This window comes from Halarchaeum grantii, assembly GCF_014647455.2.
Classification (GTDB): Archaea; Halobacteriota; Halobacteria; order Halobacteriales; family Halobacteriaceae; genus Halarchaeum; species Halarchaeum grantii.
Genome location: NZ_BMPF01000006.1, coordinates 42,123 through 65,803, shown reverse-complemented (window position 1 = coordinate 65,803; position 23,681 = coordinate 42,123). Strand labels below are relative to the sequence as shown.

Below are 23,681 nucleotides of genomic sequence, written 5' to 3'. Positions count from 1 at the left end.
CGTCGCCCGCGCGTCAGGCGGGTTCGACGCGCCACGTCGTCGACTTCGAGCGACTCCACTTCTCGATGTCGACGTCCTCGGACTTCTCGGCGAGTCGCGGGAGGCGCGAGCCGACCTGCTTCGCGGTGAGGCCGAGCTGGCCGGCGATGGACTTCGCGCGGAAGTAGCGCTCGCCGGCCTCGACGCTCTCGTGGAGGTACTCGAGGATGCGGCGCTCTTCCTCGGTGTACTCCGTCATAACTCTCTATAGGTGCGAGTCGTGCTTAACGGTTTCCGCTCGTCACTCGAAGACGTGAAACGCCGCGACGGCGAGCATCCCCGCGATCATCGCGACGGCGAAACCGTTCGAGGACGCGATCTGCGCGTGACTGACGAGCATGTAGAGCGCGCCGAGCGTCGCGACGGCGCCGAACGCCAGTCCGATGCCGACCCCTTCGTCCGTGGTGGATTCAGCCATACCACGACCTATCGGCGGCCGTGCCTTATCGCCTGCGGTCCGCGCCGTCCCCGACGCGCGCCGCGTGGCGAATGAGGTGAGTGTCGGAAGACTTTCGCCGTCCTCGGCCGCCACTCTCCGCATGGACCTTCGCGCACTCGCGCTCGGGAGCACGCTCCGGACGGCCGTCACCGTCGTCCTCGCGCTCGCCCTCGTGACCGGCGGGGCATTCGCGCTCGGCTGGCTCGGCGTCCCGTCCGTCGTCGCGACCGAGAACGCCTTCGGTGGCGTGAACGAGACGACGACGACGGTCGACACGGCGGTCACGGTGCACAACCCGAACCCCGTCGGCGTCCGCTTCGGCGGCGTGCGCGTGAACTACACCGTGTCGATGAACGACATCGCGATGGCGCACGGGCGGACGGCGGGCGTCGGCCTCGGCACGGGAAACACGACGCTGCGCTTCGAGAGCTACCTCCGGAACGAACGCATCCCGGCGTGGTGGGCGAGCCACGTCCGGAACGGCGAAGAGACGACGGTACAGGTGGCCGCGGACGTCCGCTCGGGGACGCTCGGGCGGAGCGCGCACGTCGTCCCGGTGACGCGCACCGTCTCGACGAACATCAGCGGCCAGTTCAACTCCACCGAGAACCGCCCGATAAACGCCGGCCTCCCGCTCGTCTCCGACCCCGTGCTCGTCGTCCGCGAGACGCGCGCGCACTGGGGGCCGACGACGGAGGCGGAGACGCCGCTCGAAACGGCGTTCGTCGTCCACAACCCGAAGGCGACGCCGGTGACGTTCGGGTCGATCGGCTACGACGTCACGATGAACGGCGTGGACGTCGGCGAGGGCGAGAGCGAGCAAGCGGTCGTCATCCCGGGCGGCGCGACGCGCACCGTTCGCGCGAGCACCGTCCTCGAGAACGACCGACTCGACGAGTGGTGGGTGACGCACCTCGAGCGGAACCAGACGACCGACCTCCGCATCGACTTCTACGCGCGGCTCTCGCTCGGTGGCGGTGAGTCGGTTCGCGTCCCGCTGCGCGGGCTGACGTTCGAGGAGACGATTCGGACGGACATCTTCGGGACGAAGAACGCGACGAACCGGACGGCGAGCGACGGCGGGTCGGCGGACGATACGACGACGGGATCGCCAACGACGGCGAGCGGCGAGTCATCGTCGCCGACGGACGGCGAACCCACCACCGAGACGACGGCCCGCTCGACCACGACGAGCGCACCCACGAGCGAGCGCACGACGACCACCACGTCGAGCGAGAACGGGAGCACGACGACGGCCGACGGTGGCCTGCTGGCGGTGTAGTTACTCGATGGTGGTGTGTGCGGACTGCTCGTTGAGCGCGAGGTTCGCGGCGATTTCCGCGTTACGCATCGCGTACTCCGCGGTCTGCTGGAGGCTGACGAGGACGTCGCGGATGCGCAGGAGGCGCGTGTTCTCCATCTCGGTGAGGTCGTTCAGCATCTCCGCCTCGAGGTCGCCGATGTCCGCGAAGAGTTCGCGACACTGGACGTGCTTGTCGTAGTCGCGCTCGACGACGGCTTCGACGGCGAGCGCGGTGAGTTCGTTGACTTGGTCCGTGAATTCGCGGATGCGGCGCATCGTCGCGGAGTCGACGTCGAGGGTGTGGCCGTCGGCTTCGAGGACGATTTCGGCGATGTCCTCGGCGTTGTCGGCGGTGAGTTCGAGGTTCTTCGCGACGCTCCGGTAGCCGATGAGGGGGAAGCCGTCGTCGAGGCCGACGGCGCGCGCGAGGTTCGGGTTCTCGTAGGCGGTGAAGATGAGGCGCAGGCAGAGGACGAAGATCTTGTTCGCCTGCCGCTCGCGGTTGAGCGCGCGCTGGGCGAGGTCGGGGTTTCCGTGCGCGAGCGCCTTCACGGCCTCGCCGCGCATCGTGCTTCCGGTGTTCTCGAGGCGCCGGAGGAGGTTGTCGAGCGTGAAATCCTCGGGGTCCACCGAACACCGGATGGTGATTCGCTCGGGGGTCTCCTCGACGACGCCGAGACCCATGAGTTGGGTTTCGGCCTTGTAGACGGCGTTGATGTGCGCGCTGTCGAGCGTGTTCTCGTCGGTGACGTGGATGACGCGCCGCCCGAGGACGTACTGGCCGACGATGGCGCGCTCGACGGCGGCGGCGTCGAAGTTCTCCGCGTGAATCGTCGCCTCGCTGTCGTCGTCGCGCGCGGACGCCGGCGTCACCGTCAGCGTCCCCTTCCCGCTCTCGCGGACCGTCACCTCGTCGCCCTTCTCGACGTTCTGCCCACGCGCCCACTCCGCCGGTAGTGTCATGGCCAGCGTCGACGGACCGAGACGCTGTACCTTCCGACTCTCCATGCGACTCTGCTAGCAACTCGACTACCTTAAACTTGCGCTCGATACATTATATTCACTAAATCGCGCCCAACACGGCGAGTCCCACGTGGACGGATCGATATCCGCGTTAACGCCGTCCTCGATGGACGAACGGTCATTATACGGTTCGGTCTGGCTCTCGAACCTGACGAACGGCCTTATACTCCGATAGTTGACTATTCTACCTTCACGAGCCGGCGCTCGTAGCGGCCCGTCCGGACCTTCGCCCACCCGCGGAGGTCGGCGTCGAGCGCGTCGTCGCCGGTATCGACGCGGAGGACGCCGATTCCCTCCAGTTTCGACGGCGACGCCACGACCTCGAGGTCACAGCGCCGGAGCACCGCCGGGCTCAGCTGTTGGTTCCCGCGCCCGAGGACGAAGCCCTGCCCGCCGATGGGCGAGACGACGACGACGTTCCGCTCGCCGAGCGCGTCGAGGATGTCGCGCTCGCTCCCGTCGCGCACCAGCACCTCGCCGTCCCGCCAGACGTCCACGCCGAGCGGCGACCCCTCGAAGCCGAGTTCGCGCTTGATCGTTCCGAGCGTGCCGCCGGGCCCGAGGACGTACGTCACGCCGTCCTCGACCGAGTCCGCGAACCCCTCCGCGAGCGCCTCCACGCTCCCCGAGGAGAGTTGCTTGCTCGCCTGCAGTGCCTCCGCGACCGGGACGGTCGCCACCGCGCGGAGGCGCGCGCGCACCTCGCCGTCGCGGTAGGCCGCCTCGTCGATGTCGTTCACCTCGCGGGCCTCCGTCCGCTCGAACGTCGCCGCGATCCGGCCCGCGTCGCGCGGGCGCACTGCGAACACCGACGAGTAGACCTTCACGCCCGCCGGCACGCCGAGCATCGGCGTCTCGCTCCCGGATTCCTCGAGCGCCCCCGCCACGTCCACCGCCGTCCCGTCGCCGCCGACGAAGAGGATCAGGTCGACGCCGCGCTCGACGAACGCCCGGACGGCGTCGACGGTGTCGTCCGCCGTCGTCTCCGCGCCGTCCGGTTCGCCGACGACGGCGGGGTCGAAGCCCGCTTCGCGGGCCTCGTCGGCCCCCATCACGCCGCCGTACGCGAGGAGGGTGAGGTCGGTGTTCGAGTCGTCCGCGGCCGCGCGAAGCGCGCGCAGCGCCGCCACCGCTCGCTCCGGCGCGCGCGGTTCCGCGCCGCGTTCGCGGGCCTCAGCGACCTTCTCGTCCGTGCCCTTCAGACCGACACGACCGCCCATCCCCGCGACCGGGTTCACGACGACGCCGATGGTGCGCATCTGTCGGGGGTTCACGCGCACCGCCTATAGGCCGTTCGACCACCACCGTCGGCGCGGACATGTGTAACGGTTAAGGGCGCGCCCGCAGAACCCGGGAGTATGTTCGTACCCCTCGCGGAAGCGCCCCTCTCGACGGGCGCGTACAGTTGGATCGTCCTCGTCCTCGGCCTCGTCATCGCCGGCGCCTGGTGGGCGTACGCCGTCCGCTAGCGCTCGACCCGCTCGCGCAACCACTCGGCGGCCTCGCGCACCGTCGCCGCGTCCGACCCCTGTAGCTTGAGTCGGACGCCGTCGCCGGGATAGCTCCCGACAGTGACGTCGAAGCGCTCGCGGACGCCCTCGATCCGCTCGACGAGCGCGCTCTCCGGCTCGTCCGCGCGGACGACTTCGACGTGGCGCGTCTCGCCCGCGAACTCCCCGGCGACGCGCTCGAACATCGCCTTCATCTCCCCGGGCACGCCCGGGAGCACGTAGCAGTTCTCCACCACCGCGCCCGGCGCGACGCCCTCGTCGTTCGGGAGCAATCGGGCGCCCTCGGGGAGGTGGGTCGTCCCCTCGGTGAGGTCGGCGCGCGAGTAGGTCCCGTGCTCGGCGAACCACGTGAGCGCGTCCGGATGCTCGCCCATCTCGCGCTCGAACGCCGCCGCGACACCGTCCATCGTCACGTCGTCGTGCGTCGGCCCCAACCCGCCGGTGACGAGGACGGCGTCGTAGCGCTCGGCGAGCTCGCGGACGTCCGCCGCGATGACCTCGACGTCGTCCGGGACGACGACCGTCCGGCGCACCGTCGCGCCGCGCTCCGTGAGGCGGCGGCCGAGCCACGCCGCGTTCGTGTTCGTGGTGTCGCCCGCGAGGAGTTCGTCACCGACCGTCAACACTGCGACGTCCATACGGGTGCGTAGTCGTCACCCACTCAAAAAATCGCCGTCGACGGCGACGCGCCACTCGCACCGTCGTCGCGCGTGGCGCGACGGTTACTCGTTCACGTCGAGGCCGCTCTCCTCGCGCTCGCGTTCGAGGCGGCGTATCTGGAGGCGGAAGTAGACGACGCCGCCGACCGCGACCAGCGCCGCGAGCGCGACGAGCCCCGCGAAGAGGTAGACGTCACGCTCGAGGTAGTACCGGACGCTGAGCTGGTTCGCGTCCACCGACGACCAGCGGAGACGCGTGCGGTCGTCGACGACGGTGCGCTCGTAGCCGCTCGGACTCACCTGCCCGAACACGGGGAGGTTCGCGCGCATCCCGTCCGGAAGGACGACCTCGTGGGAGGCCCCGGAGAGGACGACCGGCACGCCGAGCGAGCGCGACCCCATCGGCGCCGTGTACGCGAACGTCCCGTTCTCGCTCGGAGGCGTCACCGTCACGGCGTCCCGCCCCTCGGAGACGCTGATCGCGGAGGCGTTCACGACCGTCCCGTTCGGGTAGCGGAACTGGACGGCGGCGATCGGCACGGGCTGGTCGCCGGTGAACGTGCTCGACTGCGAGAAGCGCAGTTCGCTCTCGTTCGACCCGGTGACGTTCAGCACCGCCTGATAGCTCCCGCCGGTCGCGTTCACGACGACCGACGCGTTCGCCTCCTCGGTGGCGTTCCAGTCGTAGGTCGCGTTCTGCGCGAGTTGCTGGTCGCTCACCGTGCCCGAGCCGAGACAGCCGGCGCCCGCCGCGAGCGCGACGACGGCGAGCGCGACGAGGAGCCAGCGCCGTCGCATGCTCAGGGGACCACGCAGAGCAGTTCCGCCGGCACGTACTGCCCGATGCTCGCGAGCAGGCCGGGCGGATCCGTCTCCTCCCGGCAGACGATGCTCTGCTCGAGGAGGCCGAGGCGCTCGACGGTGACGATGTCGCGGGCGTGCCCCGCGCGGTTCACCGTCGCACGCACTTCGGCCCGCGTCGCCGAGTTCACGTTCACCCGCCCCGTCTCCGCGCGCGTCCACTCGAAGAGCCGGTCGCGCGTCGCGTCGGCGAGTTCGTGGCCCGACTCCTCGTCGTAGACGAACTCTAAGGGTATGTGCTGGACGAGTCCGAAGCGCGTGCGTACCTGCTCGGGCGACCCCGGACCGAGGCCGAGGCCGTCCGCCGGGATCCGGACGTCCTCCCCGGCGTCGAGAACGAAGCCCTCAGCGTCCCACGCCTCGAGCGTGCCGGTGTAGGTCTCGCCGTCATCGAACGTCGGCGTGATCGCGCCCCACTCCTCGCGGAGGACGTTGCGCGCCACCCGCTCGTCGTCGCCGGTGACGGTCACGGACGGGAAGTCGTCGTCGCGGAGGCCGACGTCGAAGTCGACGTCGAGGTCGCCGAGCGCGTTCCCGACGAGCGAGCGCAGCGAGTCGAGCGCGCGCTCGCGGGCGTCGCCCTCGACGTAGAGCTTGGTTGCGAGGACGACCATTCAGGCGATACCCAGTTCCGACTCGAGGTTCTCGAGGCGCTCGTCGATCGCTTCGCGCATCTCGTCGTTCCCCATCGCCTCGAGCGGCGACCCGCACTCGGGACACTCGAAGCCGAAGTCCATCGCCTCGCCGAACTCGAAGCGAATGGAGTCCACCTCGCAGAGGTAGAACTCGTTGTCGCGCTCGTACTCGCGGCGCTCCTCGAGTGCCTCGTGGAGGCGCTTCATCTCGTCGTGGAGGTTCGACGGGATGTTCTCGTAGCGGAACGTCCAGAGGTAGGTGAGCCACCCGGAGTCCTCGTCGCGCACCCGCCGATAGGTCGCGAGGTCGTTCTCGTAGAGGATGAACAGCGCCCGGCGCACGTCGTTCAACTCGAGGTCCAATCGCTCCGCGAGTTCCTCGTCCGTCACCTCCCCGTCCGGGGGCGCCGCCGCGACCGGCATCCCCTTCGGGCCGACAAGCTCGTGGAGGTATTTCTGTACGACTGGGTCCTCCAACATCCCCTCGAAAGCCATGATACGTGAAACTCGGGGCCGAACGACCCTTAATACCATCGGGTACGAGCCACGCGGCAACCGAGCGCTAGCGAGGTCGCCGCGTTCAGAGCGAACGGGGAGCGAAGCGACCCGTGAGCCGAGCGAAGTGAGGTATCGGGACACACGAACGGGGAACGACTAGCGGGAGTGACCCGTGAGTGACGGGCCACGCGGCAACCGAGCGCTAGCGAGGGCGTCGCGCCGCGGAGCGACCGCCGGGCTTTTCGCTCGACGCGCCGAAGGACGCGTGATGCCGACGCGAACGCTCGGGTGGCGCGCCGCCGAGGCCGTCGTCCTCGGCGGGTTCGCGTACGTGGTCGGGTTCGACCTCGCGCTCGGGCTCGCCGTCTCACTCGTCGTCCTCGGGGTGAACGCCGCCGAACTCGCCGGGGAGCGCTACGGCCACCCGGTGGTGGTCCGCCAGCTCGCGCTCGCCGGCGCGCTCCTCGCGTTCGCGGGACTCGCCATCGCCGCCGGTGCCGTCTGGTTCCTCGCGGTGGCGCTCCCGAGTGTCGCGTGGTTCCTGCTCGACGCCGTCGCGCACGCCGTTGGGGCCGACGCCGCGAGCGAGCGCGACACCGCCGCCGGCGTCGAGGCGGCCCTCTCCGGCGAACTCCTCCGCGAACTCCGCGCGGGACCGCGGCGGCCCGCGAACGTCGCCGCCGACCTCGACCGCTCGCCCGCCCGCGTCCGGCGCGCGCTCGACGCACTGACCGAGCGCGGCGTCGTCGAGCGGGCGTCGGCGGGCCGCTACCGCCTCGCCGAGCGCGCACGGCGGCCGGCGCTCGCCGACGTCCCGGCGCGCTTCGGCGCGCGGTTACTCGTCCCGTTCCGACTCCTCTAGCTCCTCCGGCGAGACGACGGTCTTGCCCGTCTCCTCGGGGAGGACGACCTGCTCTGCGTCCGCCCACTCGCGCTCGAGTTCGCGGCCGTCGAAGAGGCGGTCGAGGAAGACGGCGAGGCCGGCGACTTCCGAGTGGGGCTGGTTCGTCACGCCGACGTTCCAGTCCGCGTGGTCGTACACCTCGAAGGGGACCTTCTCGCCGCCGACGACGACCAGGAGCGGTTCGCCGGCGTGCGCCTCACGCACTTCGCCCTCGACGTCTTGGACGCGCTCGCCGTACATCGTGAGGTGGACGACCGCGCCTTCCCAGTCGCGGATGAGCGCCCCCTGTTCGCCGTCGAGTTCGGCCTCGAAGGGGCCGCCGAATCTCGTCGTTATGTCCCGAACGGTCTCGAGGGACTGCCCGGCGTTCTTCGGGAAGACGACGCGGTCAGCGCCGAGTGCGCGCGCCGTCAGTCCGACGTGAGTCGTCATGCGCTCGTCGCGGCCGGGCCGGTGGCCGAGCCGGCAGACCACGACGTCGTGTTCGCCCTGCATGTGTCGGCGTTCGCGACCCGCCGGGTAACGGCTTACGGAACGCGTGGCGCGTGCGTCGCCCGCTCCGAATGCGCTGTGTGTACACCGTCCCCGGCGGCGGCGATCCGGGTGGGTGAGCTGAACCGTTATATCCCGCCTTCGTGTTCTCGGAGTGTGACAGAGACAGTCGTCGTCACCGGTGCGCTCGGTGGCTCCGGCAGTTGGATCGTCGATTCGCTCCGTGCGGAGTACGCCGTCGTCGCGCTCGACCGGTGCCTCCCCGACGACCAGGACGTCGATGGCGTGGACTTCCGGGCGGTGGACCTCACCGAGCAGGGCGAGGTGTTCGAGACGGTGCTCGACGCCGACCCGTCGCACGTCGTTCACTTCGGAAACATCCCGCACGAGGAGGACCACGCGGGCGGCCGCGTCTACGAGAACAACGCGCTGAGCACGTTCCACACGCTCGAAGCGGCGGGTCGGGCCGGTGCGGACGTCGTCTGGGCGTCGAGCGAGACGGTCTACGGGACGCACTGGCCGGAGCCGCGACTCCCCGACTATCTCCCGGTCGACGAGACCCACGAAACGCGCCCGTGGAACGGCTACGAGACGTCGAAGCTCGCGGGCGAGGCGGCGGCCGAGCGCGTGACGAACGCGTTCGGCGTCTCCGTCGCGTCGATTCGGCCCTCGTGGATTCAGTACCCCGGCGACTATCAGATCACGCCGTTCCGGGAGTCATTCGACGTGGAGAGCGCGCCGCGCTTCGGGAACCTCTGGTCGTACATCGACATCCGCGACGTCGTCTCGCTGGTCGAGGCGGCGCTCGATGCGGCGTTCGACGGCCACGAGGTGTTCAACGCGTTCGCCGCCGACAACTTCCTCGGCGTCGACACCGCGACGGCCGTCGAGGCGGGCTACGGCGCGCTCCCCGAGCGCGTCGAACTCGCGGGCGACGAGTCCGCGTACTCGACGTCGAAGGCCGAGTCGATGCTCGGATGGACGCCCACCCACTCGTGGCGCGACGCCGAGGGCGAGGACATAGACGGCCCGTCGTTCGCCTGATTAGTGGAGGCCGCCGAGCGTCTCGATGCCGTCGAGGCGCTCGAAGTCGCGTTCGTCGAGGTCGACGTCGAGGGCGGCGAGGTTCTCCTCGAGTTGCTCGACGGTGCTACAGCCGACGACGGGCACGGTCGGCGGGTCGCGCTGGGTGAGCCACGCGAGGACGACCTGGTTGCCGGAGACGTCGTGTCGCTCGGCGACGTCCGCGACGGCGTCCATCTTCAGGCGGTTCTCGGTGGTGACGTAGCGCTCCGGGATGCGCTTGTCCGCCCGGCCGTAACACCCCCCGAGGAGCGGCGAGTAGGGCAGCATCGTGAGGTCGTTGTCGTCGCAGTAGGTGACGGATTCGTCGGTCGCGGGACGCTGGCGCTCGAAGTCGGAGTTGCGGTGCGGAGTGAGGTAGGAGAAGCGGGGCTGGACGCAACTGAACGGCGTCAGTCCGCGCTCCTCGGCGATGGTGTTGGCGCGCGCGAGCCGCCACCCGTAGTAGTTGCTCGCGCCGATGTGTCGTACTTTCCCGGACTCGACGAGTCGGTCGAAGGCCGCCATCGTCTCCGCGAGCGGCGTGTCGCGGTCGTCGACGTGCGCGTACAGGAGGTCGATGTAGTCGGTGTCGAGTCGGTCGAGGCTCTTCTCGACCTCGCGCTCGATGACGTCCGGGTCGAGTGACTTCGGGACGTCGCCGTACTCGAAGCCGACCTTCGTCGCGAGGAAGATGTCGTCGCGGTTGTCGCGCTCGGTCATCCACTCGCCGAGCAGGGGTTCGCTCTCCGGCTCGTCGTAGCCCTCGACCCACGTCGCGTAGATGTTGGCGGTGTCGAGGAACCGCCCGCCGGCCTCGTAGTAGGTGTCGAGGAGCGCGCGCGACGTCTCCGGGTCGGTCCGGCTCCCGAAGTACATGGTCCCGAGGCAGAGCGGGCTCACGGTCTCGCCGGTCGTTCCGAGGGGGACTTCCTCCATGCCGACACCCACGACGGTCGAAGGTAAATAATCGGGAGGAACCGGAACCGATGGTGGCGAGTGGGACGACTCCCGCGATGCGTGCCGTCGCGGGCCGGCGCGGCCCGCTCGTCCACCGAAGGGAAAGACACTTGCGCCGTCTCGCGCACGAGTCGCTATGGACCTGACAGACAGGACAGTGGTCGTCACGGGCGTGGCCGGCCTCGTCGGTTCACACCTCGCGGCGCGCCTCCGCGGGGAGAACCGCGTCGTCGGCGTCGACGACCTCTCGAAGGGGTCGCGCGAGGCCGTTCCCGACGGCGTCGAGTTCGTCGAGGCGGACCTGCTGGACGAGGACGCCGTCGCGGACGCCATCCCCGAGGACACCGATATCGTCTTCCACTTCGCGGCGTACACGGACACGAACTTCGACGACGACCGCACGCTTTTCGAGGAGAACCAGGAGATGACGTACAACGTCCTCGAACGCATGGAGGCGGTCGGCGCCTCGAAGATCGCGTTCACGTCCTCCTCGACGGTGTACGGTGAGGCGCCGATGCCGACGCCGGAGGACTACGCGCCCCTCGAACCCATCAGCATCTACGGCGCGAGCAAACTCGCCGACGAGGGCCTGCTCTCCGTCTACGGGCACTCCTACGACTTCCGGGTGTGGACGTTCCGGTTCGCGAACATCGTCGGGCCGCGCCAGCGCGGCACCGTCATCCCGGACTTCATCGAGAAACTCCTCGACGACCCGGAGACGCTCGAAATCCTCGGCGACGGCCGCCAGCAGAAGTCCTACATGCACGTCGAGGAGTGCGTCGAGGCCATCGAGTACGTCGTCGAGAACGCCGACGCGGACGTGAACACGTACAACCTCGGGACGAAGACGACGACGTCCGTGAACCGCATCGCGGACGTCGTCGCGGACGTCCTCGACGTCGACCCGGCGTACGAGTACACGGGCGGGTCGCGCGGCTGGACGGGCGACGTGCCGAAGATGCGTCTCAGCATCGAGAAACTCGACGCGCTCGGCTGGCGTCCGAGCCAGTCGAGCGACGAAGCCGTCCGAAAGGCGACCGAACAGCTCGCGGCGGAGATTCGAGGGGAACGCGACGCCGACCGCTAGGGAGGCGTCGCGGAACGGCGAGCGGCGGAGCCGCGAGGAGCGCGCGGTGAAACCACTAAGGAGGCGTCGCGAAAGACGAGCGACGCCGCGAGACCGCGGGTGCGGAGTGGGTGAGAGAGAGGGGTCGGTACGTTTTACACCCTGCCGGGCGAACACGGTGTCCGATGGCGGAACCCTACGACGTCGGCGATATCCTCCCGGTGGACGCCGTTCCTGCGGGGACGAACTTGATGATCGGCGGGCCACCGATGACCGGGAAGCTGTCGCTCGCGCTCTCGCTCGTGGAGAGCGGGTGCCGGCGCGAGGAGGGTGCGCTCGTCGTGTCGACGCGCGACGGCGCGAACCGCCTGCTGTCGCGCTCGGAGCCGCTGGCGAACGCGGTCTCGGAGGGGCGGGCGGGCGTCGTGGACTGCGTGACGCGCGAGCGCGGCGAGGACGTCCGTGACTCGCAGTGGGTCCGTTATGCGTCCTCGCCGGGGGACGTGACGGAAATCGGGATTCGGATGGCCGGGGTGTTTCAGGCGCTCGACGAGCACGACGTCGAGCGCGTGCGCTCGGGGCTGGTGTCGATTCCGACGATGCTGATGTACACGGAGCCTCGGCGGGTGTTCCGCTTCCTCCACGTCTACACGGGCCGCGTCCAGTCGGCGGGGATGCTCGGCGTCTCGCTCACGGAACTCGGCGATCAGGAGACGTTCGAGCGCTTCGCGCCGCTCTTCGACGGGATGGTACAGACGCGCCTGAACGACGCGGACGAGCGCGAACTCCGCGTGGTCGGTGTCGAGTCGTCGCCGACGGCGTGGGTGCCGTACTAACCGAACTGTTCTTCGACGGCGTCGTCGAGGTCGTCCTCGTCGTCGATGTCCGCCTCGCGCATCTCGGTGTCGGAGTCCTCGATGTAGTCGAGTGCGATATCCGTGAACGCGCCGGTGTCGACGACGGTGTCGCGGTCGAAGGCGACGATGATGCCGCTCCAGTCGCCGAGGGGGACTTGGAGGACGACGACGCCGTGGAACCAGCGCACGCTCATGTCGAGGTGGCCGAAGCGGGCGAACTCGGGCTGGTCGAGTTCGTCGTCGAACCCCTTGAGGATGAGGTTCTTGGTCGTCTCGTCGATCTCCTCGGCCGTCATCGACGCTTCGACATCTTCGCGCGTGTAGAGGATGTCGTACTCCTCGCCGTCGTAGGCGACGGCGCGTCGCATGCGGCCGACGTTCTCCTTGCGAAGCGCGGCCACGAACGACTCGGCTTCCTCGTTCATACATTCACCGTGGGGCCGATGGGGGGTTAACGTTACCCCCTAGTCGGCGCTCGTGGTGGCCGCGTCGGTCTTGGGGACGAAGTCGTAGCCGACGACGGCCATCGCGAGGAGGACGAGGGGGCTGAGCATCCCGAAGAAGTAGTAGGGAGCGAACGCCCACGAGGTCTCGAAGTTGAGCGCGCCCGCCATGAAGACGGCGCCGGCGTGCCACGGGAAGAAGACGCCGGTGGGGGTGCCGGCGGCTTCGATGGCGCGCGAGAGGTTCGAGGAGTCCAACTCGAAGTCGTCGTAGGCGTTCCGGAGGGTCATTCCGGGGACGACGATGCTCATGTACTGCTGGGCGCTGAGGGCGTTGACGGTGATGGCGGCGGCTTCGGTGCCGACGACGAGGCTGCCGGCGCTCCAGACGAGTTTCGTCAGGTGGTGCGCGAGGACGGCGAGGACGCCGGTGGCTTCGAGGACGCCGCCGAGGGTGAGCGCGAGGACGACGACGGTGATGGTCCACGCGCTCCCGGAGAGGCCGCCGGAGACGAGCAGGCCGTTCACGAGCTCCATGCCGGTCTCGGGGGCGGTGCCGCTGAGGAAGACGCCCCACGCGTCGACGAAGCCGACGCCCTGGAGGCCGACGGTGGTGAGGACGCCGGCGAAGACGCCGGCGACGAGCGTGGGGAGCGCGGGGTAGCCGCGAAGCGCGAGCGCGAACGTGACGACGAGCGGGAGGAACGCGAGGACGGAGAGGTCGTACGTGGACGCGAGCGCGCCACGGATGGCTTCGAGCTGGCCGGCGGGGATGGCGCCGCCGGCGCGGAGGCCGAGGACGGCGTAGGCGACGACGGCGAGGCCGAAGGCGACGGCGGTGCCGACGCGCATCCGCTCGATGTGGTCGTAGAGGTCGGTGTTGGTGACGGCGGCGGCGAGGTTGGTGGTGTCGGAGAGCGGGCTCTGCTTGTCGCCGGCGTACGCGCCCGAGACGATGGCGCCGGCGGTCATGGCGGACGGGATGCCGAGGCCGTGGCCGATGCCGATGAACGCGACGCCGAGCGTCCCCACCGTGGTCCACGAGGAGCCGATGGCGAACGCGACGACGCCCGCGAAGAGCGCGGTAATCGGGAGGAAGACCTCGGGGGTGAGGAGGCCGAGGCCGTAGTACATGATCGCGGGAATCGTCCCCGCCGCGATCCACGTGGAGATGACGGCGTAGACGACGAAGATGATGAGGATGGCCTGCAGGCCCATGAGGAGGCTGCTGGCGACGCCCTCGTAGAGCTCCTCCCACGAGAAGCCGAGGACGGCGTACCCCACGAGGCCGGTGAGGACGATGGTCCAGAGGAGCGGTGCGTGCGGCGAGAGGCCGAGGTAGCCCGACCCGACGCCGAGGAAGACGACGAGCGCGAGGACGGGGACGAGCGCCCACCGGAGGCTCGGCCGACGCTCGGGGTCGAACTCCTCGTAGCGACGCGGGTCGACGTTCAGCGAGGGCATGCGTGTCCCCCGCGTATGCCCCTCGCGCATTAAAGCACGTCGAGATAATACCCATGAACATTCATCGGGGCGGGCGCGGAGCCGGCGCGCGTCGCCGCGACCTGCGACGCGGCGTCGCGAGCGGGACGCTCTTGGGGCGGGCGCACCGAGGGAGGGTATGCACGCCGGAGTCGTCGTCGCGGGCGGGCGCTCCACCCGCTTCGACGGCGCGGACAAGGCCGTCGCGGAGCTCGCGGGCACCCCGATGATCCGACGCGTCGCCGACCGCATCGCCGGCCCCGTCGACGAACTCGTCGTGAACTGTCGGGCCGACCAGCGCGAGCGTATCGCGGACGCGCTCGCCGACTATCCCCTCCCCGTGACGTACGCGCTCGACGACCGACCCGACGAGGGCCCGCTCGCCGGACTGGCCTGCGGTCTCCGCGCGACCGACGCCGACCGCGCGTTCGTCGTCGCCTGCGACGTCCCGTTCGTCGACCCCGCGTTCGTCCGCTACCTCTTCGACCGCGCGGCCGCACACGAGGCCGCCGTCCCGAAACCCGACGAGTACCGCGAAGCCCTCCACGCCGTCTATCGACCGGACGCGGCCGCCGACGCGGCAGTGCGCGCGCTCGACAGCGGCGAGCGCCGGGCAGTCGCGCTCCTCGACGGTCTCGACGTCGTCTCCGTCACGGCCGAAGAAATCGATGTGCACGCCACGACCGGGTCGTTCGAGAGCCTGAACACGCGGACGGCGTTCGACGCGGCAGTCGAGCGCTTCGAGCCCTAGCGGGCGCGCTCGGCTTCCTCCTCGACGAGCTCCTCGATGTACTGGTGCTCCCAGCTCTCCCGGTCGAGGACCTCCCGGCGGCCGCGTCCCGTCAGCGAGTAGGCGTTCGTGCGCTCGTCCTGCTTTCGCTTGTCGACGAGACCCTTCTCGACGAGGGTGTCGAGGTTGGGGTAGAGGCGCCCGTGGTTGATGGCGGTCCCGTAGTACTCCTCGAGCTCGTCCTTGATGTCGAGCCCGTTCGGTTCCTCGAGACCGGCCGTCACGAAGAGGAGGTCGCGCTGGAACCCGGTGAGGTCGTGCATCGCTTGGATGGGAGGATGGCCGTTCCCCGCTTAACTCCGGTGGCCACTCGGGGGCTGGTCAGTCGGGGAGGCGGCCGATGGCCTCCTCGCCGCGCGCGGTGATGCGGTAGACGACTTCGCCGGTCACGGGTTCGAGGTGGCCGGTGCGCACGAGCGCCTCGCAGCGCCGCTCCGCGTACGGCGTGTGGATACCCGTCCGCTGGGCGATGACGGCGGCGTACTGCGGCGCGCCGTCGACGAGGAACTCGAGTATCGCTCGGTCGGCGCTCCGCAACTCCCCTCCGCCGGGAGCGCTCGCGTCACTCATACCATACTATGTGGTGTGCTACCAGTTAACACTTTCTCCGGCGAGGTATCCGGACCGCGCCGACGGCGACGCGCCACGTCCCGGCGTCGCGGCGAGAGACGGTGCCGCTCGACCCGGCCGCGGACGGTCCGTCACTCGCGTACGCGGCGTCAGCGGTGGGCACACTCCCCGGCGCGTGACATCTCCATACCTGAATATATTTGTGCGGGGGCGACGAACGGCCGCGCATGCACGACCTCACCGGGTTCCAGCGCGACCTCCTCTACGTCGTCTCCGGCCTCGCGGAACCGAACGGTCTCGAAGTGAAAGAGGAGCTAGAGGAATACTACGAGTCCGAGATCCACCACGGGCGCCTCTACCCCAACCTCGACACCCTCGTCGAGAAGGGCCTCGTCGAGAAGGGCCAACTCGACGAGCGCACGAACTACTACACGGTCACCCGTCGCGGCCGCCGCGAACTCCGCGCGCGCCGCGAGTGGGAGAACGACTACCTCCGCGCGAACGACCGCATCGACCTCCCGCGAGACGAGGCAGACGGCTGAGAGGTGGCAACCGTTGCTGTTAGGTCCGACGCGGCGTCGCGACTCCCAGCACGAACGCCTGCGATGCGGCCCGTTAAACCGCTCTATCGAATAGGTCGCGACCAGATGGTTTCACAGCTAGCCATCGCGGCCGTCGTTGGCCTCGGAATCGGCGCCTGTCTCCAGAAGGGCCGGTTCTGCTTCGTCAACGCCTTCCGCGACCTCTTCGCGTACAAGGACACCCGCGTCACGAAGGGCGTCATCGCCGCCGTCCTCGTGACGATGGTGTTCTGGGGTACCGCCTATCAGCTCGGCTACTATCAGGGCTTCTGGACGCCCGGCTGGGGTCTCACCGGCCTCGTCGGCGGGTTCGTCTTCGGCATCGGCATGACGTACGCCGGGGGCTGCGCCTCCGGGACGCTCTACCGCGCCGGCGAGGGCTACGTCCAGTACTGGATCACCCTCCTGTTCATGGGCGTCGGCTACGTCGCGTTCACCGCCGCGTTCCCGACGCTCCAGTCCACGTACTTCGCCTCCCTGACGTTCGGCGAGGGCGTCTCGCTCTTCGAAATCTCCCCGGTGCCCGCCGGCCTCCTCGCCATCGGCGTCGCCGCCGTCGCCACGCTCGTCTACGCCACCGTCCTCGGCCGCGAGCACGCCGACACCGCCGAGCGCGCGACCGCCGCGTCCGCCCGCCCCGCGACCATCGTCGGGACGCCCATCGTCGGCCTCCAGCGACTCGCCGCCGGCACGCGCGCCTACGCCGCCGGCGTTCGGGACGCGTGGGCCGACCCGGTCGCCGCGAGCAAGCGCCCGTGGGACCCCCGGAGCGCCGCGCTCGGCATCTCCGTCTTCGCGCTCCTCTGGTTCACCTCCGTCTCCATCGTCGGCATCACCGGCCCCGAAGCCCGCTGGAGCGGCTACCTCCTCTCGCTCGTCGGCGTCGACGCCGGCTCGTTCACCTACTGGGGCTCGGTCCTCTTCCGCGGCGCCGGCGTCGGCCTCACCGTCGACATGGTGATGATCACGTTCCTCGTCGTCGGCGCCGGCCTCGCCGCCTACTGGAGCGGGGACTTCTCCCTCCGGATGCCGCGCAAGCGCCGCCTCCCCAACGCCGTCCTCGGCGGCTTCGCCATGGGCGCCGGCTCCCGCCTCGCGCCCGGCTGCAACATCGGGAACATCTACTCCGGGCTCGCCGAGCTCTCCGTCCACTCGTTCATCGCGACCATCGGTATCGTCGCCGGCGTCTACGTGATGACGCACTGGATCTACCGCGAAGTCGGCTGCGCCATCTAAGGGAACCGCCAGACAGACACCACTCCATCGACTACGACACACCAATGCCATCCATCGACGACGTCATCGACTCCCCGGACGAACTGGACGACGAAGCAGCCGAAGACCTCTACGAGGCCGCCGACCTCACGCAGGACATGATGGGCGAGGTCTGCCCGTACCCGCAGGTCGAGGCCCAGAAGGGCCTCCAGGAGATCGAGTCGGGCGACCTCCTCGTGCAGGAGACCGACCACGTCCCCTGCACGGAGAACGTCCCGAAGGCCGTCGGCGACGACGCCGACGCGAGCGTCTGGCGCAGCGGCGACGGCGTCTACCGCATCTACCTCCGCAAGAACTGACCCATGGCACCCGAACTCCACCCCGACGACGTCGAATCGCGACTCGACGACGAGGACTTCACGCTCGTGGACATCCGCGACCCCGAGGCCTACGAGCAGGGCCACGTCCCCGGCGCGGAGAACCTCACGCTCGAGGAGCTCGAGCAAATCGTCGAGGAGCGCGAGTGGAACGACACCGTCGCCTTCCTCTGCTACGTCGGGAAGTCCTCGCAGCAGGCCGCGCGCTTCGTCGAGCGCTACGGCGACGCCGACGACGTGTACAGCGTCGCCGGCGGCATCGACGCGTGGGACGGCCCCGTCGCGACGGAAGAGTAGCTTTTCCCCGCCTCCGACCAACCGGGGCGTATGCGCTTTGGTGTCATCAGCACGGCCGACATCGCCCTGAAATCCTTCCTCCCCGGCGTCGCGCGCACCGACCACGACGTCGTCGCCATCGCCTCGCGCGACGCCGAGCGCGCCGCCGCCGTCGCCGCGGACCACGGCATCCCGGAGTCCTACGGGAGCTACGCGGCGCTCCTCGATGCGGACATCGAGGCCGTCTACAACCCGCTCCCGAACGGCCTCCACGCCGAGTGGACGACGCGCGCCGCCGACGCCGGCCTCGACGTCCTCTGCGAGAAACCGCTCGCGAGCGACGCCGCCGAAGCCCGCGCCGTCGCCGACCACTGCGCGGACGCCGGCGTCACCCTCATGGAGGCGTTCATGTACCGCTATCACCCGCGAACCGAGCGCGTCCGCGACCTGCTCGCCGAGATGGGCGACGTCGTCTCCGCCGAGGCGACGTTCGGCTTCCCGCTCTACGGGGCGCCCGAGGACGTCCGCCTCGACCCCGACCTCGCGGGCGGGTCGCTCATGGACGTCGGCTGCTATCCCGTCCACGCGCTCCGGACGTATCTCGGCGAGCCCGACGCCGTCACCGCGAGCACGTACGACAGCCGCGACTGCGGCGTCGACACGCGCCTCGTCGGCACGTTCGAGTACGACGACGGCGTGCGCGCCACGCTCCGCTCGTGGTTCGACGCCCCCGAGCGCCAGCAGTACCGCATCGAGACGACCGACGGCTGGATCGAGGTCCCCGACCCCGCGTTCAACGTCCCGCGCGACGCGCCCGCCGAACTCCGCTACGCCGTCGACGGCCGCGAGGTCACCGAGTCCTTCGACCCCGTCGACCAGTACGCCCGCGAGGTCGAGCACTTCGCGGACCGCGTCGCGGCCGGCGAGACGCCCGCGACCGGTGGCGAGTCCGCGGTCGCGAACATGCGCGTCATCGACGCGCTCTACGAGGCCGCCGCCACCGGCGAGCGCGTCCGCCCCTGACGCGGGACGGCCCGCGCGGGGGGTCGTCCGTTCGAGGGCGCGCTCCGACGCGGCGTAAACGGCGCACAACGTGCGTTCGGTTTCAGCGAGCGTCGCGGACGCCACAACGTACGTCACGCTCCCGCCCCACGGGTAACGTATGGCGACAAACAGGCAGTTCGTTCTCGCACAGCGCCCCGACGGCGTCCCCGACGACGAGGACTTCGACCTCGTCGAAACCGACGTTCCCGAGCCCGGTCCGCGCGAGGTGCTCGTCCGCACGCGCTACCTCAGCGTCGACCCGTACATGCGCGACCGGATGCGCGAGGGCGAGTCCTACGCGGAACCGTGGGCGGTCGGCGACGCCCTCCGCGGTGCCGTCGTCGGCGAAGTCGTCGAGTCGAACCACCCCGACTACGAGGCGGGCGACACCGTCACCGGCAACCTCGTCTGGGCGGACTACGCCGTCGCCGACGGTGCCGACGTCGTCGCCGTCGAGACCGGTGACCTCCGCGACTCCGTCGCGCTCGGTGTCCTCGGGATGCCGGGCCGAACGGCCTACTTCGGCGTCACGGACGTCCTCGACCCCGACCCCGGCGACACCGTCGTCGTCTCCGCCGCCGCCGGCGCCGTCGGGAGCGTCGTCGGCCAACTCGCGAAACTGAACGGCTGTCGCGTCGTCGGCATCGCCGGCAGCGACGCCAAGGTGGAGTACCTCACGGACGACCTCGGCTTCGACGCCGGCATCAACTACGCGGACGCGGACGTCGCGGACGCGCTCGCCGAGGCCGCCCCGCGAGGCGTCGACGCCTACTTCGACAACGTCGGCGGCGACATCACGGACGCCGTCTTCGCGCACCTGAACGTCCGCGCGAGTGTCGCCGTCTGCGGGCAGATCGCCCTCTACAACGAGGAGGGCGTCACGATGGGCCCGCGAAAACTCCCACGACTCGTCGAGACCCGCGCCCGCGTCGAGGGCTTCCTCGTCGGCGACTACGCCCCGCGCTTCGAGGAGGCGAGCGAGCGCCTCGCACAGTGGGTGCAGTCCGGCGACGTCCAGTTCCGCGAGACCGTCGCGGACGGCCTCGAGAACGCCCCGGACGCCTTCGTCGGCCTCTTCGAAGGCGAGAACGTCGGAAAGCAGGTCGTGCGCGTCGAAGCCGAGTTCGACGGCTCGTAGAGCCGTCGAGCAAGCGGCGTGGAGTGACGCCCGGTTCGACGCGTGAGCGGCGAGCAAGCGGCGCGAAGCGACGCCCGGTTCGACGGCTCAGAGAGCGTTGATGCCGGACGACGACCCACTCGCGTCAGCCCGTCGGAAACCGACCCGGCCCGACGCCGCGAGCCGCGCGTGCCCCAACGACGGCTCGTGGCGTCGAAACGGGAGAGAGTCGGGAGTGCTCGGCCGTCGCGCGTTCGTCCAGCGGTTCGCGATGGCGCGCGCGGGTCGCTAGCGCTCCCCGCTCGCGTTTTCGGCCCCTGCGGGCCGGCCTACTCGAACCCCATTGCTTCGATCTGCTCCTGATAGCGGTTGCGGATGGTGACCTCGGTGACCTGCGCGACGTCCGCGACCTCGCGCTGGGTCTTCTTCTCGTTGCAGAGGAGGCTCGCGGCGTAGATCGCGGCCGCCGCGAACCCGGTGGGACTCTTCCCGGAGAGGAGGCCCTGCTCGGCGGAGATGTCGATGATCTCGTTCGCCTTCGCGATGGTCTCCTCGTTCAGGCCGAGCTCGCTCGCGAAGCGCGGGACGAACTGCTTCGGGTCCACGGGCTCCATCTCGAGGGAGAGCTCTTGGGCGACGTAGCGATACGTACGCCCGATCTCCTTCTGGTCGACGCGGGAGACCTCCGCGACTTCCTCGAGCGAGCGCGGAATGCCCTCCTTGCGGCAGGCCGCGTAGAGGCAGGAGGTCGCGACGCCCTCGATGGAGCGTCCGCGGATGAGGTCCTCCTTGAGCGCGCGCCGATAGATGACCGAGGCGACCTCGCGCACGCTCCGAGGAACGCCGAGCGCCGACGCCATGCGGTCGATCTCGGAGAGCGCGAACTGGAGGTTGCGCTCGCCGGCGTCCTTCGTGCGGATGCGCTCCTGCCACTTGCGCAGGCGGTGCATCTGCGAGCGCTTCTTCGAGGAGATCGAGCGCCCGTAGGCGTCCTTGTCCTTCCAGTCGATTTGGGTGGTCAGACCCTTGTCGTGCATCGTCTGCGTGGTCGGCGCACCCACCCGACTCTTCTGCTGGCGCTCGGAGTGGTTGAACGCCCGCCACTCCGGTCCACGGTCGACGTTGTCCTCCTCCAGAACGAGGCCACAGTCCTCACAGATGAGCTCCCCCTGATCCGCACTCACCGAGAGGTTCTCCGACTCACACTCCGGACACGTGCGCGTCCCCTCCTGCTCCGCGTCTGTCGTCTCCGCCTCGACGTCTCGCTCCTGCTGGCGGCTGGGGCGTACCATGTATCCTTACCAAGAACAACGATAGATTTAAGCCCTTTGCCCATTCCCCCATAGTACTCTTTCGGCGTCTCGGCGTCGGACGGGCGCTCTCCGGCACGATTCACTGGTTTTGTGCCGGTTTCGCACGGTTGTGAGGAGTGGACGTGCGACGCGGCCGCACGGAGACGCGGGCGGTGTTTCTCGCGCGCCCGTCGCGTCACCGGGGCGGGCCCGGGCCGCGTCGCTCAGGCGGAGTCGTTCGTCGCGGCCGTCGTGGACTCGGTGTCGCGGACGACGATGTCGCCGACCATCCCCATGTTGACGTGGGGTTCACAGACGATGTGGTAGCGTCCCGGGACGGTGAACTCGTAGTCGTAGGTGTGGCCCTCGCCGAGGATCTCGGGTTCGCCCTCCCAGTCGGAATCGGCGGGCTTCTCCTCGGGGACGACGTTGTGTCCGCCGGTCTTCCAGACGAAGCGGACGGTCGTCCCGGCGTCGATTTCGAGGGCGGAGTCGGTACCGGGCTCGAAGGCGTAGTCGACGAGGTCACACTGGACGGTGTCCGGCGGGAGCGTCGTCGTCGACGTCTGGGAGTCCGAGCTTCCGCCACAACCGGCGAGCGCGGCGACACCCGCCGCGCCGACACTCGCGAGGTAGCTGCGTCGGTCCATATCGGACGTTGTGACGCCGACAGAAAAGTCGTATCGGTCCGTTCCTTCCTGATGGCGTCGCCGACGCTACGACTGGCGGGCCGCCTCGATGGCGTCGCGAACCGTCCCGTACTCGTAGCCGTCGGTGGCCGACCCGTTCACGTACACCTCGGGCGTGCCGTCGAGGCCCATGTCCCGACCCGCCTGCTTGCCCGCCCGGAGGACGGGGTCGTACTTCCCGCCCTTCGCCGCCCGAACCACGGCATCCGCGTCCGCGCCGTACTCCTCGGCCGTCGACCCGAGGAAGTCGTAGCCCGCGTCGCCCTGCCCCACGTACGCGCCCTGATTCGCGAACAGGTCGTGCGTGTACTCGAAGAAGGCCTCGACGTCGACCTGCTCTTGGACCGCGCGCGCCGCGTTCGCGCCCGCCCACGACCACGTCTCGCTCACCGGAATCGGGAAGTCGTGGTGCTCGTAGCGGATCGTCCCCGGCGTCGCGTACTCCTCGAAGACGCGCGGTGCGACCTCCGTCGCGTACGTCGCGCAGTGCGGGCACGCGTAGTCCTCGAAGACCTGCACCGTCACGTCCGCGTCCGGGTCGCCCCGGACCGGCGTCGGCATCGACTCCACCACCTCGACGTCCACGCTCGACCCGTCACCGCCCGAGCCCAGACAGCCCGCGAGGAGGCCGACACCGAGCGCGCCCGCCGTCGCGAGATAGTCGCGTCGCGTACTCATAGCTGGAGGGAGGGCCGACCGGCCCATAGTGTCACCGCTCCCCGACCGCCCCCACAGCTATATCTGTGTGTGAGAGAGACGGCCACCGTGGGACTCAGAGACGTCCTGGAGACGGTCCGCAGTCACGAGAAGACGCTGACCGTCTACGCCCAGCGCGACGCCATCGTCTCGGAGCTACGCGACTACTTCGCCTCCCAGAACGTCGCCGTCCGCTACAGTCGCTGTCCCCCCGACGCCGCCGAACACGCCGTCCTCGCCCACGACGGCGTCTTCGAGGCCGCCGTCGGCCTCGCCGCCCTGCGGACGCTCGTCGACCCCGATGCGCCACCGAAGCGCGTCGGCGAGCCCGCGCCCTATCAGCCGGTCCTCGAAGCGCTCGACGGCGCGACCTTCGCCTCCTACGACCACCGCCAGACGCTCCACGCGACGCGCGAAGTCGAGGACCGTGCGTGGCGCGCCGGCTCCGGCACCCTCCACGCGGGCTTCCAGCGTCTCTCCACGGTCCGAGAGCAGCGCGAGACCTACGCACGCCTCGCGACGCGCGACCTCGACGTCCACGTCTACGGCGCGCCCGATGCCGACGTCCGCATCGACGGCGTCACCGTTCACGCCGACGACTCCCCGGACGTCACCGAGACGTGGTTCGTCGTCTACGACGGCGGTCCCGACCCTCAACAGAAGTCCGCGCTCGTCGCCGAGGAGCGAACGCCCGGGGCGTTCTACGGCGTCTGGACGTACGACGGGGCGCTCGTCGACCGCCTGCTCGCCGCGCTCGGAGACGACAGACTGACGACAAACTGACGCGGAGTTTCTGGCCG

General features: G+C 69.7%; 30 protein-coding genes. 13 read left to right on the top strand and 17 right to left on the bottom strand.

The features are described from left to right. Positions 1–13: 13 nt before the first annotated feature. Positions 14–238 (bottom strand): DUF7123 family protein, encoded by a 225-nt coding sequence (locus tag IEY12_RS14485; protein ID WP_123076866.1) that lies wholly within the window; start codon positions 236–238, stop codon positions 14–16. Between the two features lie 42 nt (positions 239–280). Further along, positions 281–457: a DUF7525 family protein gene (locus IEY12_RS14480; RefSeq protein WP_188884373.1), complete on the bottom strand. Its 177-nt coding sequence runs from the start codon at positions 455–457 to the stop codon at positions 281–283. A 121-nt stretch (positions 458–578) separates the two neighbouring features. On the opposite strand from IEY12_RS14480, the gene IEY12_RS14475 reads away from it, so the two are divergent. After that, the gene (locus IEY12_RS14475) at positions 579–1,760 is read left to right on the top strand and encodes an LEA/WHy family protein (protein WP_188884372.1); all 1,182 of its coding nucleotides are present in this window, start codon (positions 579–581) and stop codon (positions 1,758–1,760) included. On the opposite strand, the gene IEY12_RS14470 is transcribed toward IEY12_RS14475, so the two are convergent. From IEY12_RS14470 to IEY12_RS14445, 6 genes are all read right to left on the bottom strand, one after another. Continuing rightward, positions 1,761–2,789: a phosphate signaling complex PhoU family protein gene (locus tag IEY12_RS14470; protein ID WP_188884371.1), complete on the bottom strand. Its 1,029-nt coding sequence runs from the start codon at positions 2,787–2,789 to the stop codon at positions 1,761–1,763. It lies immediately after the preceding gene. A 194-nt stretch (positions 2,790–2,983) separates the two neighbouring features. After that, positions 2,984–4,063, bottom strand: a complete 1,080-nt coding sequence (locus IEY12_RS14465) for an ATP-NAD kinase family protein (protein ID WP_188884370.1) — start codon at positions 4,061–4,063, stop codon at positions 2,984–2,986. Between the two features lie 206 nt (positions 4,064–4,269). Then, a complete protein-coding gene (locus IEY12_RS14460) occupies positions 4,270–4,953 on the bottom strand; it encodes a competence/damage-inducible protein A (RefSeq protein WP_188884369.1) in 684 nt (227 codons plus the stop codon). An 84-nt stretch (positions 4,954–5,037) separates the two neighbouring features. Next, positions 5,038–5,772 (bottom strand): DUF5803 family protein, encoded by a 735-nt coding sequence (locus IEY12_RS14455; RefSeq protein WP_188884368.1) that lies wholly within the window; start codon positions 5,770–5,772, stop codon positions 5,038–5,040. Positions 5,773–5,774: 2 nt separating this feature from the next. Beyond that, entirely contained in the window at positions 5,775–6,449 is a 675-nt protein-coding gene (locus tag IEY12_RS14450) for a DUF2110 family protein (protein WP_188884367.1), read from the bottom strand. Then, the gene (locus IEY12_RS14445; protein ID WP_188884366.1) at positions 6,450–6,965 is read right to left on the bottom strand and encodes a transcription factor; all 516 of its coding nucleotides are present in this window, start codon (positions 6,963–6,965) and stop codon (positions 6,450–6,452) included. A 271-nt stretch (positions 6,966–7,236) separates the two neighbouring features. Here IEY12_RS14445 and IEY12_RS14440 point away from each other — a divergent pair, with 271 nt between their 5' ends. Then, on the top strand, positions 7,237–7,830 hold the full coding sequence (locus IEY12_RS14440; RefSeq protein WP_188884365.1) for a helix-turn-helix domain-containing protein: 594 nt from the start codon (positions 7,237–7,239) through the stop codon (positions 7,828–7,830). Here IEY12_RS14440 and IEY12_RS14435 read toward each other — a convergent pair. Then, on the bottom strand, positions 7,804–8,367 hold the full coding sequence (locus tag IEY12_RS14435) for a tRNA (cytidine(56)-2'-O)-methyltransferase (RefSeq protein WP_188884364.1): 564 nt from the start codon (positions 8,365–8,367) through the stop codon (positions 7,804–7,806). The genes IEY12_RS14440 and IEY12_RS14435 overlap by 27 nt on opposite strands. A gap of 153 nt (positions 8,368–8,520) precedes the next feature. Here IEY12_RS14435 and IEY12_RS14430 point away from each other — a divergent pair, with 153 nt between their 5' ends. After that, positions 8,521–9,408 carry an NAD-dependent epimerase/dehydratase family protein gene (locus tag IEY12_RS14430; protein WP_188884363.1) on the top strand — a complete coding sequence of 296 codons (888 nt, stop codon included), beginning with the start codon at positions 8,521–8,523 and terminating at the stop codon, positions 9,406–9,408. Here IEY12_RS14430 and IEY12_RS14425 read toward each other — a convergent pair whose 3' ends face one another. Continuing rightward, positions 9,409–10,365, bottom strand: a complete 957-nt coding sequence (locus tag IEY12_RS14425) for an aldo/keto reductase (protein WP_188884362.1) — start codon at positions 10,363–10,365, stop codon at positions 9,409–9,411. 157 nt (positions 10,366–10,522) lie between these two features. Here IEY12_RS14425 and IEY12_RS14420 point away from each other — a divergent pair, with 157 nt between their 5' ends. Together IEY12_RS14420 and IEY12_RS14415 are read left to right on the top strand one after the other, a co-directional pair. After that, complete coding sequence (locus tag IEY12_RS14420; RefSeq protein ID WP_188884361.1) at positions 10,523–11,473, top strand: NAD-dependent epimerase/dehydratase family protein; 951 nt, start codon at positions 10,523–10,525, stop codon at positions 11,471–11,473. Between the two features lie 164 nt (positions 11,474–11,637). Next, positions 11,638–12,288, top strand: coding sequence for an RAD55 family ATPase (locus IEY12_RS14415; RefSeq protein WP_188884360.1), 651 nt, complete (start codon positions 11,638–11,640; stop codon positions 12,286–12,288). Here IEY12_RS14415 and IEY12_RS14410 read toward each other — a convergent pair. Next, on the bottom strand, positions 12,285–12,734 hold the full coding sequence (locus IEY12_RS14410) for a DUF7522 family protein (RefSeq protein WP_188884359.1): 450 nt from the start codon (positions 12,732–12,734) through the stop codon (positions 12,285–12,287). The two genes, IEY12_RS14415 and IEY12_RS14410, sit on opposite strands and share 4 nt — an antisense overlap. A 39-nt stretch (positions 12,735–12,773) precedes the next feature. Then, positions 12,774–14,216 carry an arginine/ornithine antiporter ArcD gene (arcD, locus tag IEY12_RS14405; RefSeq protein WP_188884425.1) on the bottom strand — a complete coding sequence of 481 codons (1,443 nt, stop codon included), beginning with the start codon at positions 14,214–14,216 and terminating at the stop codon, positions 12,774–12,776. A gap of 157 nt (positions 14,217–14,373) precedes the next feature. Between arcD and mobA the strand changes: the two genes are divergently transcribed. Next, positions 14,374–14,985, top strand: a complete 612-nt coding sequence (mobA, locus tag IEY12_RS14400; protein WP_188884358.1) for a molybdenum cofactor guanylyltransferase — start codon at positions 14,374–14,376, stop codon at positions 14,983–14,985. On the opposite strand, the gene IEY12_RS14395 is transcribed toward mobA, so the two are convergent. Both IEY12_RS14395 and IEY12_RS14390 read right to left on the bottom strand, forming a co-directional pair. Next, a complete protein-coding gene (locus IEY12_RS14395) occupies positions 14,982–15,287 on the bottom strand; it encodes a helix-turn-helix transcriptional regulator (RefSeq protein ID WP_188884357.1) in 306 nt (101 codons plus the stop codon). The genes mobA and IEY12_RS14395 overlap by 4 nt on opposite strands. Before the next feature lie 58 nt (positions 15,288–15,345). Beyond that, the gene (locus IEY12_RS14390) at positions 15,346–15,594 is read right to left on the bottom strand and encodes a helix-turn-helix domain-containing protein (RefSeq protein ID WP_188884356.1); all 249 of its coding nucleotides are present in this window, start codon (positions 15,592–15,594) and stop codon (positions 15,346–15,348) included. Positions 15,595–15,821: 227 nt separating this feature from the next. On the opposite strand from IEY12_RS14390, the gene IEY12_RS14385 reads away from it, so the two are divergent. The 6 genes from IEY12_RS14385 (at position 15,822) to IEY12_RS14360 (ending at position 20,225) form a co-directional block, all read left to right on the top strand. Then, entirely contained in the window at positions 15,822–16,136 is a 315-nt protein-coding gene (locus IEY12_RS14385) for a helix-turn-helix transcriptional regulator (protein WP_188884355.1), read from the top strand. Positions 16,137–16,241: 105 nt separating this feature from the next. After that, complete coding sequence (locus tag IEY12_RS14380; RefSeq protein ID WP_188884354.1) at positions 16,242–17,411, top strand: YeeE/YedE family protein; 1,170 nt, start codon at positions 16,242–16,244, stop codon at positions 17,409–17,411. Positions 17,412–17,455: 44 nt separating this feature from the next. Further along, the gene (locus IEY12_RS14375; protein ID WP_188884353.1) at positions 17,456–17,749 is read left to right on the top strand and encodes a sulfurtransferase TusA family protein; all 294 of its coding nucleotides are present in this window, start codon (positions 17,456–17,458) and stop codon (positions 17,747–17,749) included. A gap of 3 nt (positions 17,750–17,752) precedes the next feature. Further along, positions 17,753–18,064, top strand: a complete 312-nt coding sequence (locus IEY12_RS14370) for a rhodanese-like domain-containing protein (RefSeq protein ID WP_123076820.1) — start codon at positions 17,753–17,755, stop codon at positions 18,062–18,064. 30 nt (positions 18,065–18,094) lie between these two features. After that, positions 18,095–19,066 carry a Gfo/Idh/MocA family protein gene (locus tag IEY12_RS14365; protein WP_188884352.1) on the top strand — a complete coding sequence of 324 codons (972 nt, stop codon included), beginning with the start codon at positions 18,095–18,097 and terminating at the stop codon, positions 19,064–19,066. 139 nt (positions 19,067–19,205) lie between these two features. Further along, entirely contained in the window at positions 19,206–20,225 is a 1,020-nt protein-coding gene (locus IEY12_RS14360; RefSeq protein WP_188884351.1) for an NADP-dependent oxidoreductase, read from the top strand. 308 nt (positions 20,226–20,533) lie between these two features. On the opposite strand, the gene IEY12_RS14355 is transcribed toward IEY12_RS14360, so the two are convergent. The 3 genes from IEY12_RS14355 to IEY12_RS14345 form a co-directional block, all read right to left on the bottom strand. After that, a complete protein-coding gene (locus tag IEY12_RS14355; protein ID WP_123076814.1) occupies positions 20,534–21,496 on the bottom strand; it encodes a transcription initiation factor IIB in 963 nt (320 codons plus the stop codon). A 224-nt stretch (positions 21,497–21,720) separates the two neighbouring features. Next, positions 21,721–22,146 carry a plastocyanin/azurin family copper-binding protein gene (locus tag IEY12_RS14350; RefSeq protein WP_188884350.1) on the bottom strand — a complete coding sequence of 142 codons (426 nt, stop codon included), beginning with the start codon at positions 22,144–22,146 and terminating at the stop codon, positions 21,721–21,723. A 66-nt stretch (positions 22,147–22,212) separates the two neighbouring features. Further along, positions 22,213–22,863, bottom strand: a complete 651-nt coding sequence (locus tag IEY12_RS14345; protein WP_188884349.1) for a DsbA family protein — start codon at positions 22,861–22,863, stop codon at positions 22,213–22,215. A gap of 87 nt (positions 22,864–22,950) precedes the next feature. On the opposite strand from IEY12_RS14345, the gene IEY12_RS14340 reads away from it, so the two are divergent. Further along, positions 22,951–23,664, top strand: a complete 714-nt coding sequence (locus IEY12_RS14340) for a DICT sensory domain-containing protein (RefSeq protein WP_188884348.1) — start codon at positions 22,951–22,953, stop codon at positions 23,662–23,664. Positions 23,665–23,681: the final 17 nt, after the last annotated feature.

Bases quoted from the DNA above. Each gene is read 5' to 3' on its own strand.
- IEY12_RS14350 (WP_188884350.1), bottom strand. From the start codon at position 22,146: ATGGACCGACGCAGCTACCTCGCGAGTGTCGGCGCGGCGGGTGTCGCC.
- IEY12_RS14460 (WP_188884369.1), bottom strand. From the start codon at position 4,953: ATGGACGTCGCAGTGTTGACGGTCGGTGACGAACTCCTCGCGGGCGAC.
- mobA (WP_188884358.1), top strand. From the start codon at position 14,374: ATGCACGCCGGAGTCGTCGTCGCGGGCGGGCGCTCCACCCGCTTCGAC.
- IEY12_RS14345 (WP_188884349.1), bottom strand. From the start codon at position 22,863: ATGAGTACGCGACGCGACTATCTCGCGACGGCGGGCGCGCTCGGTGTC.
- IEY12_RS14445 (WP_188884366.1), bottom strand. From the start codon at position 6,965: ATGGCTTTCGAGGGGATGTTGGAGGACCCAGTCGTACAGAAATACCTC.
- IEY12_RS14465 (WP_188884370.1), bottom strand. From the start codon at position 4,063: ATGCGCACCATCGGCGTCGTCGTGAACCCGGTCGCGGGGATGGGCGGT.
- IEY12_RS14375 (WP_188884353.1), top strand. From the start codon at position 17,456: ATGCCATCCATCGACGACGTCATCGACTCCCCGGACGAACTGGACGAC.
- IEY12_RS14470 (WP_188884371.1), bottom strand. From the start codon at position 2,789: ATGGAGAGTCGGAAGGTACAGCGTCTCGGTCCGTCGACGCTGGCCATG.
- IEY12_RS14390 (WP_188884356.1), bottom strand. From the start codon at position 15,594: ATGAGTGACGCGAGCGCTCCCGGCGGAGGGGAGTTGCGGAGCGCCGAC.
- IEY12_RS14395 (WP_188884357.1), bottom strand. From the start codon at position 15,287: ATGCACGACCTCACCGGGTTCCAGCGCGACCTCCTCTTCGTGACGGCC.
- IEY12_RS14485 (WP_123076866.1), bottom strand. From the start codon at position 238: ATGACGGAGTACACCGAGGAAGAGCGCCGCATCCTCGAGTACCTCCAC.
- IEY12_RS14365 (WP_188884352.1), top strand. From the start codon at position 18,095: ATGCGCTTTGGTGTCATCAGCACGGCCGACATCGCCCTGAAATCCTTC.
- IEY12_RS14425 (WP_188884362.1), bottom strand. From the start codon at position 10,365: ATGGAGGAAGTCCCCCTCGGAACGACCGGCGAGACCGTGAGCCCGCTC.
- IEY12_RS14380 (WP_188884354.1), top strand. From the start codon at position 16,242: ATGGTTTCACAGCTAGCCATCGCGGCCGTCGTTGGCCTCGGAATCGGC.
- IEY12_RS14435 (WP_188884364.1), bottom strand. From the start codon at position 8,367: ATGCAGGGCGAACACGACGTCGTGGTCTGCCGGCTCGGCCACCGGCCC.
- arcD (WP_188884425.1), bottom strand. From the start codon at position 14,216: ATGCCCTCGCTGAACGTCGACCCGCGTCGCTACGAGGAGTTCGACCCC.
- IEY12_RS14480 (WP_188884373.1), bottom strand. From the start codon at position 457: ATGGCTGAATCCACCACGGACGAAGGGGTCGGCATCGGACTGGCGTTC.
- IEY12_RS14370 (WP_123076820.1), top strand. From the start codon at position 17,753: ATGGCACCCGAACTCCACCCCGACGACGTCGAATCGCGACTCGACGAC.
- IEY12_RS14360 (WP_188884351.1), top strand. From the start codon at position 19,206: ATGGCGACAAACAGGCAGTTCGTTCTCGCACAGCGCCCCGACGGCGTC.
- IEY12_RS14420 (WP_188884361.1), top strand. From the start codon at position 10,523: ATGGACCTGACAGACAGGACAGTGGTCGTCACGGGCGTGGCCGGCCTC.
- IEY12_RS14475 (WP_188884372.1), top strand. From the start codon at position 579: ATGGACCTTCGCGCACTCGCGCTCGGGAGCACGCTCCGGACGGCCGTC.
- IEY12_RS14455 (WP_188884368.1), bottom strand. From the start codon at position 5,772: ATGCGACGGCGCTGGCTCCTCGTCGCGCTCGCCGTCGTCGCGCTCGCG.
- IEY12_RS14450 (WP_188884367.1), bottom strand. From the start codon at position 6,449: ATGGTCGTCCTCGCAACCAAGCTCTACGTCGAGGGCGACGCCCGCGAG.
- IEY12_RS14410 (WP_188884359.1), bottom strand. From the start codon at position 12,734: ATGAACGAGGAAGCCGAGTCGTTCGTGGCCGCGCTTCGCAAGGAGAAC.
- IEY12_RS14385 (WP_188884355.1), top strand. From the start codon at position 15,822: ATGCACGACCTCACCGGGTTCCAGCGCGACCTCCTCTACGTCGTCTCC.
- IEY12_RS14415 (WP_188884360.1), top strand. From the start codon at position 11,638: ATGGCGGAACCCTACGACGTCGGCGATATCCTCCCGGTGGACGCCGTT.
- IEY12_RS14440 (WP_188884365.1), top strand. From the start codon at position 7,237: ATGCCGACGCGAACGCTCGGGTGGCGCGCCGCCGAGGCCGTCGTCCTC.
- IEY12_RS14355 (WP_123076814.1), bottom strand. From the start codon at position 21,496: ATGGTACGCCCCAGCCGCCAGCAGGAGCGAGACGTCGAGGCGGAGACG.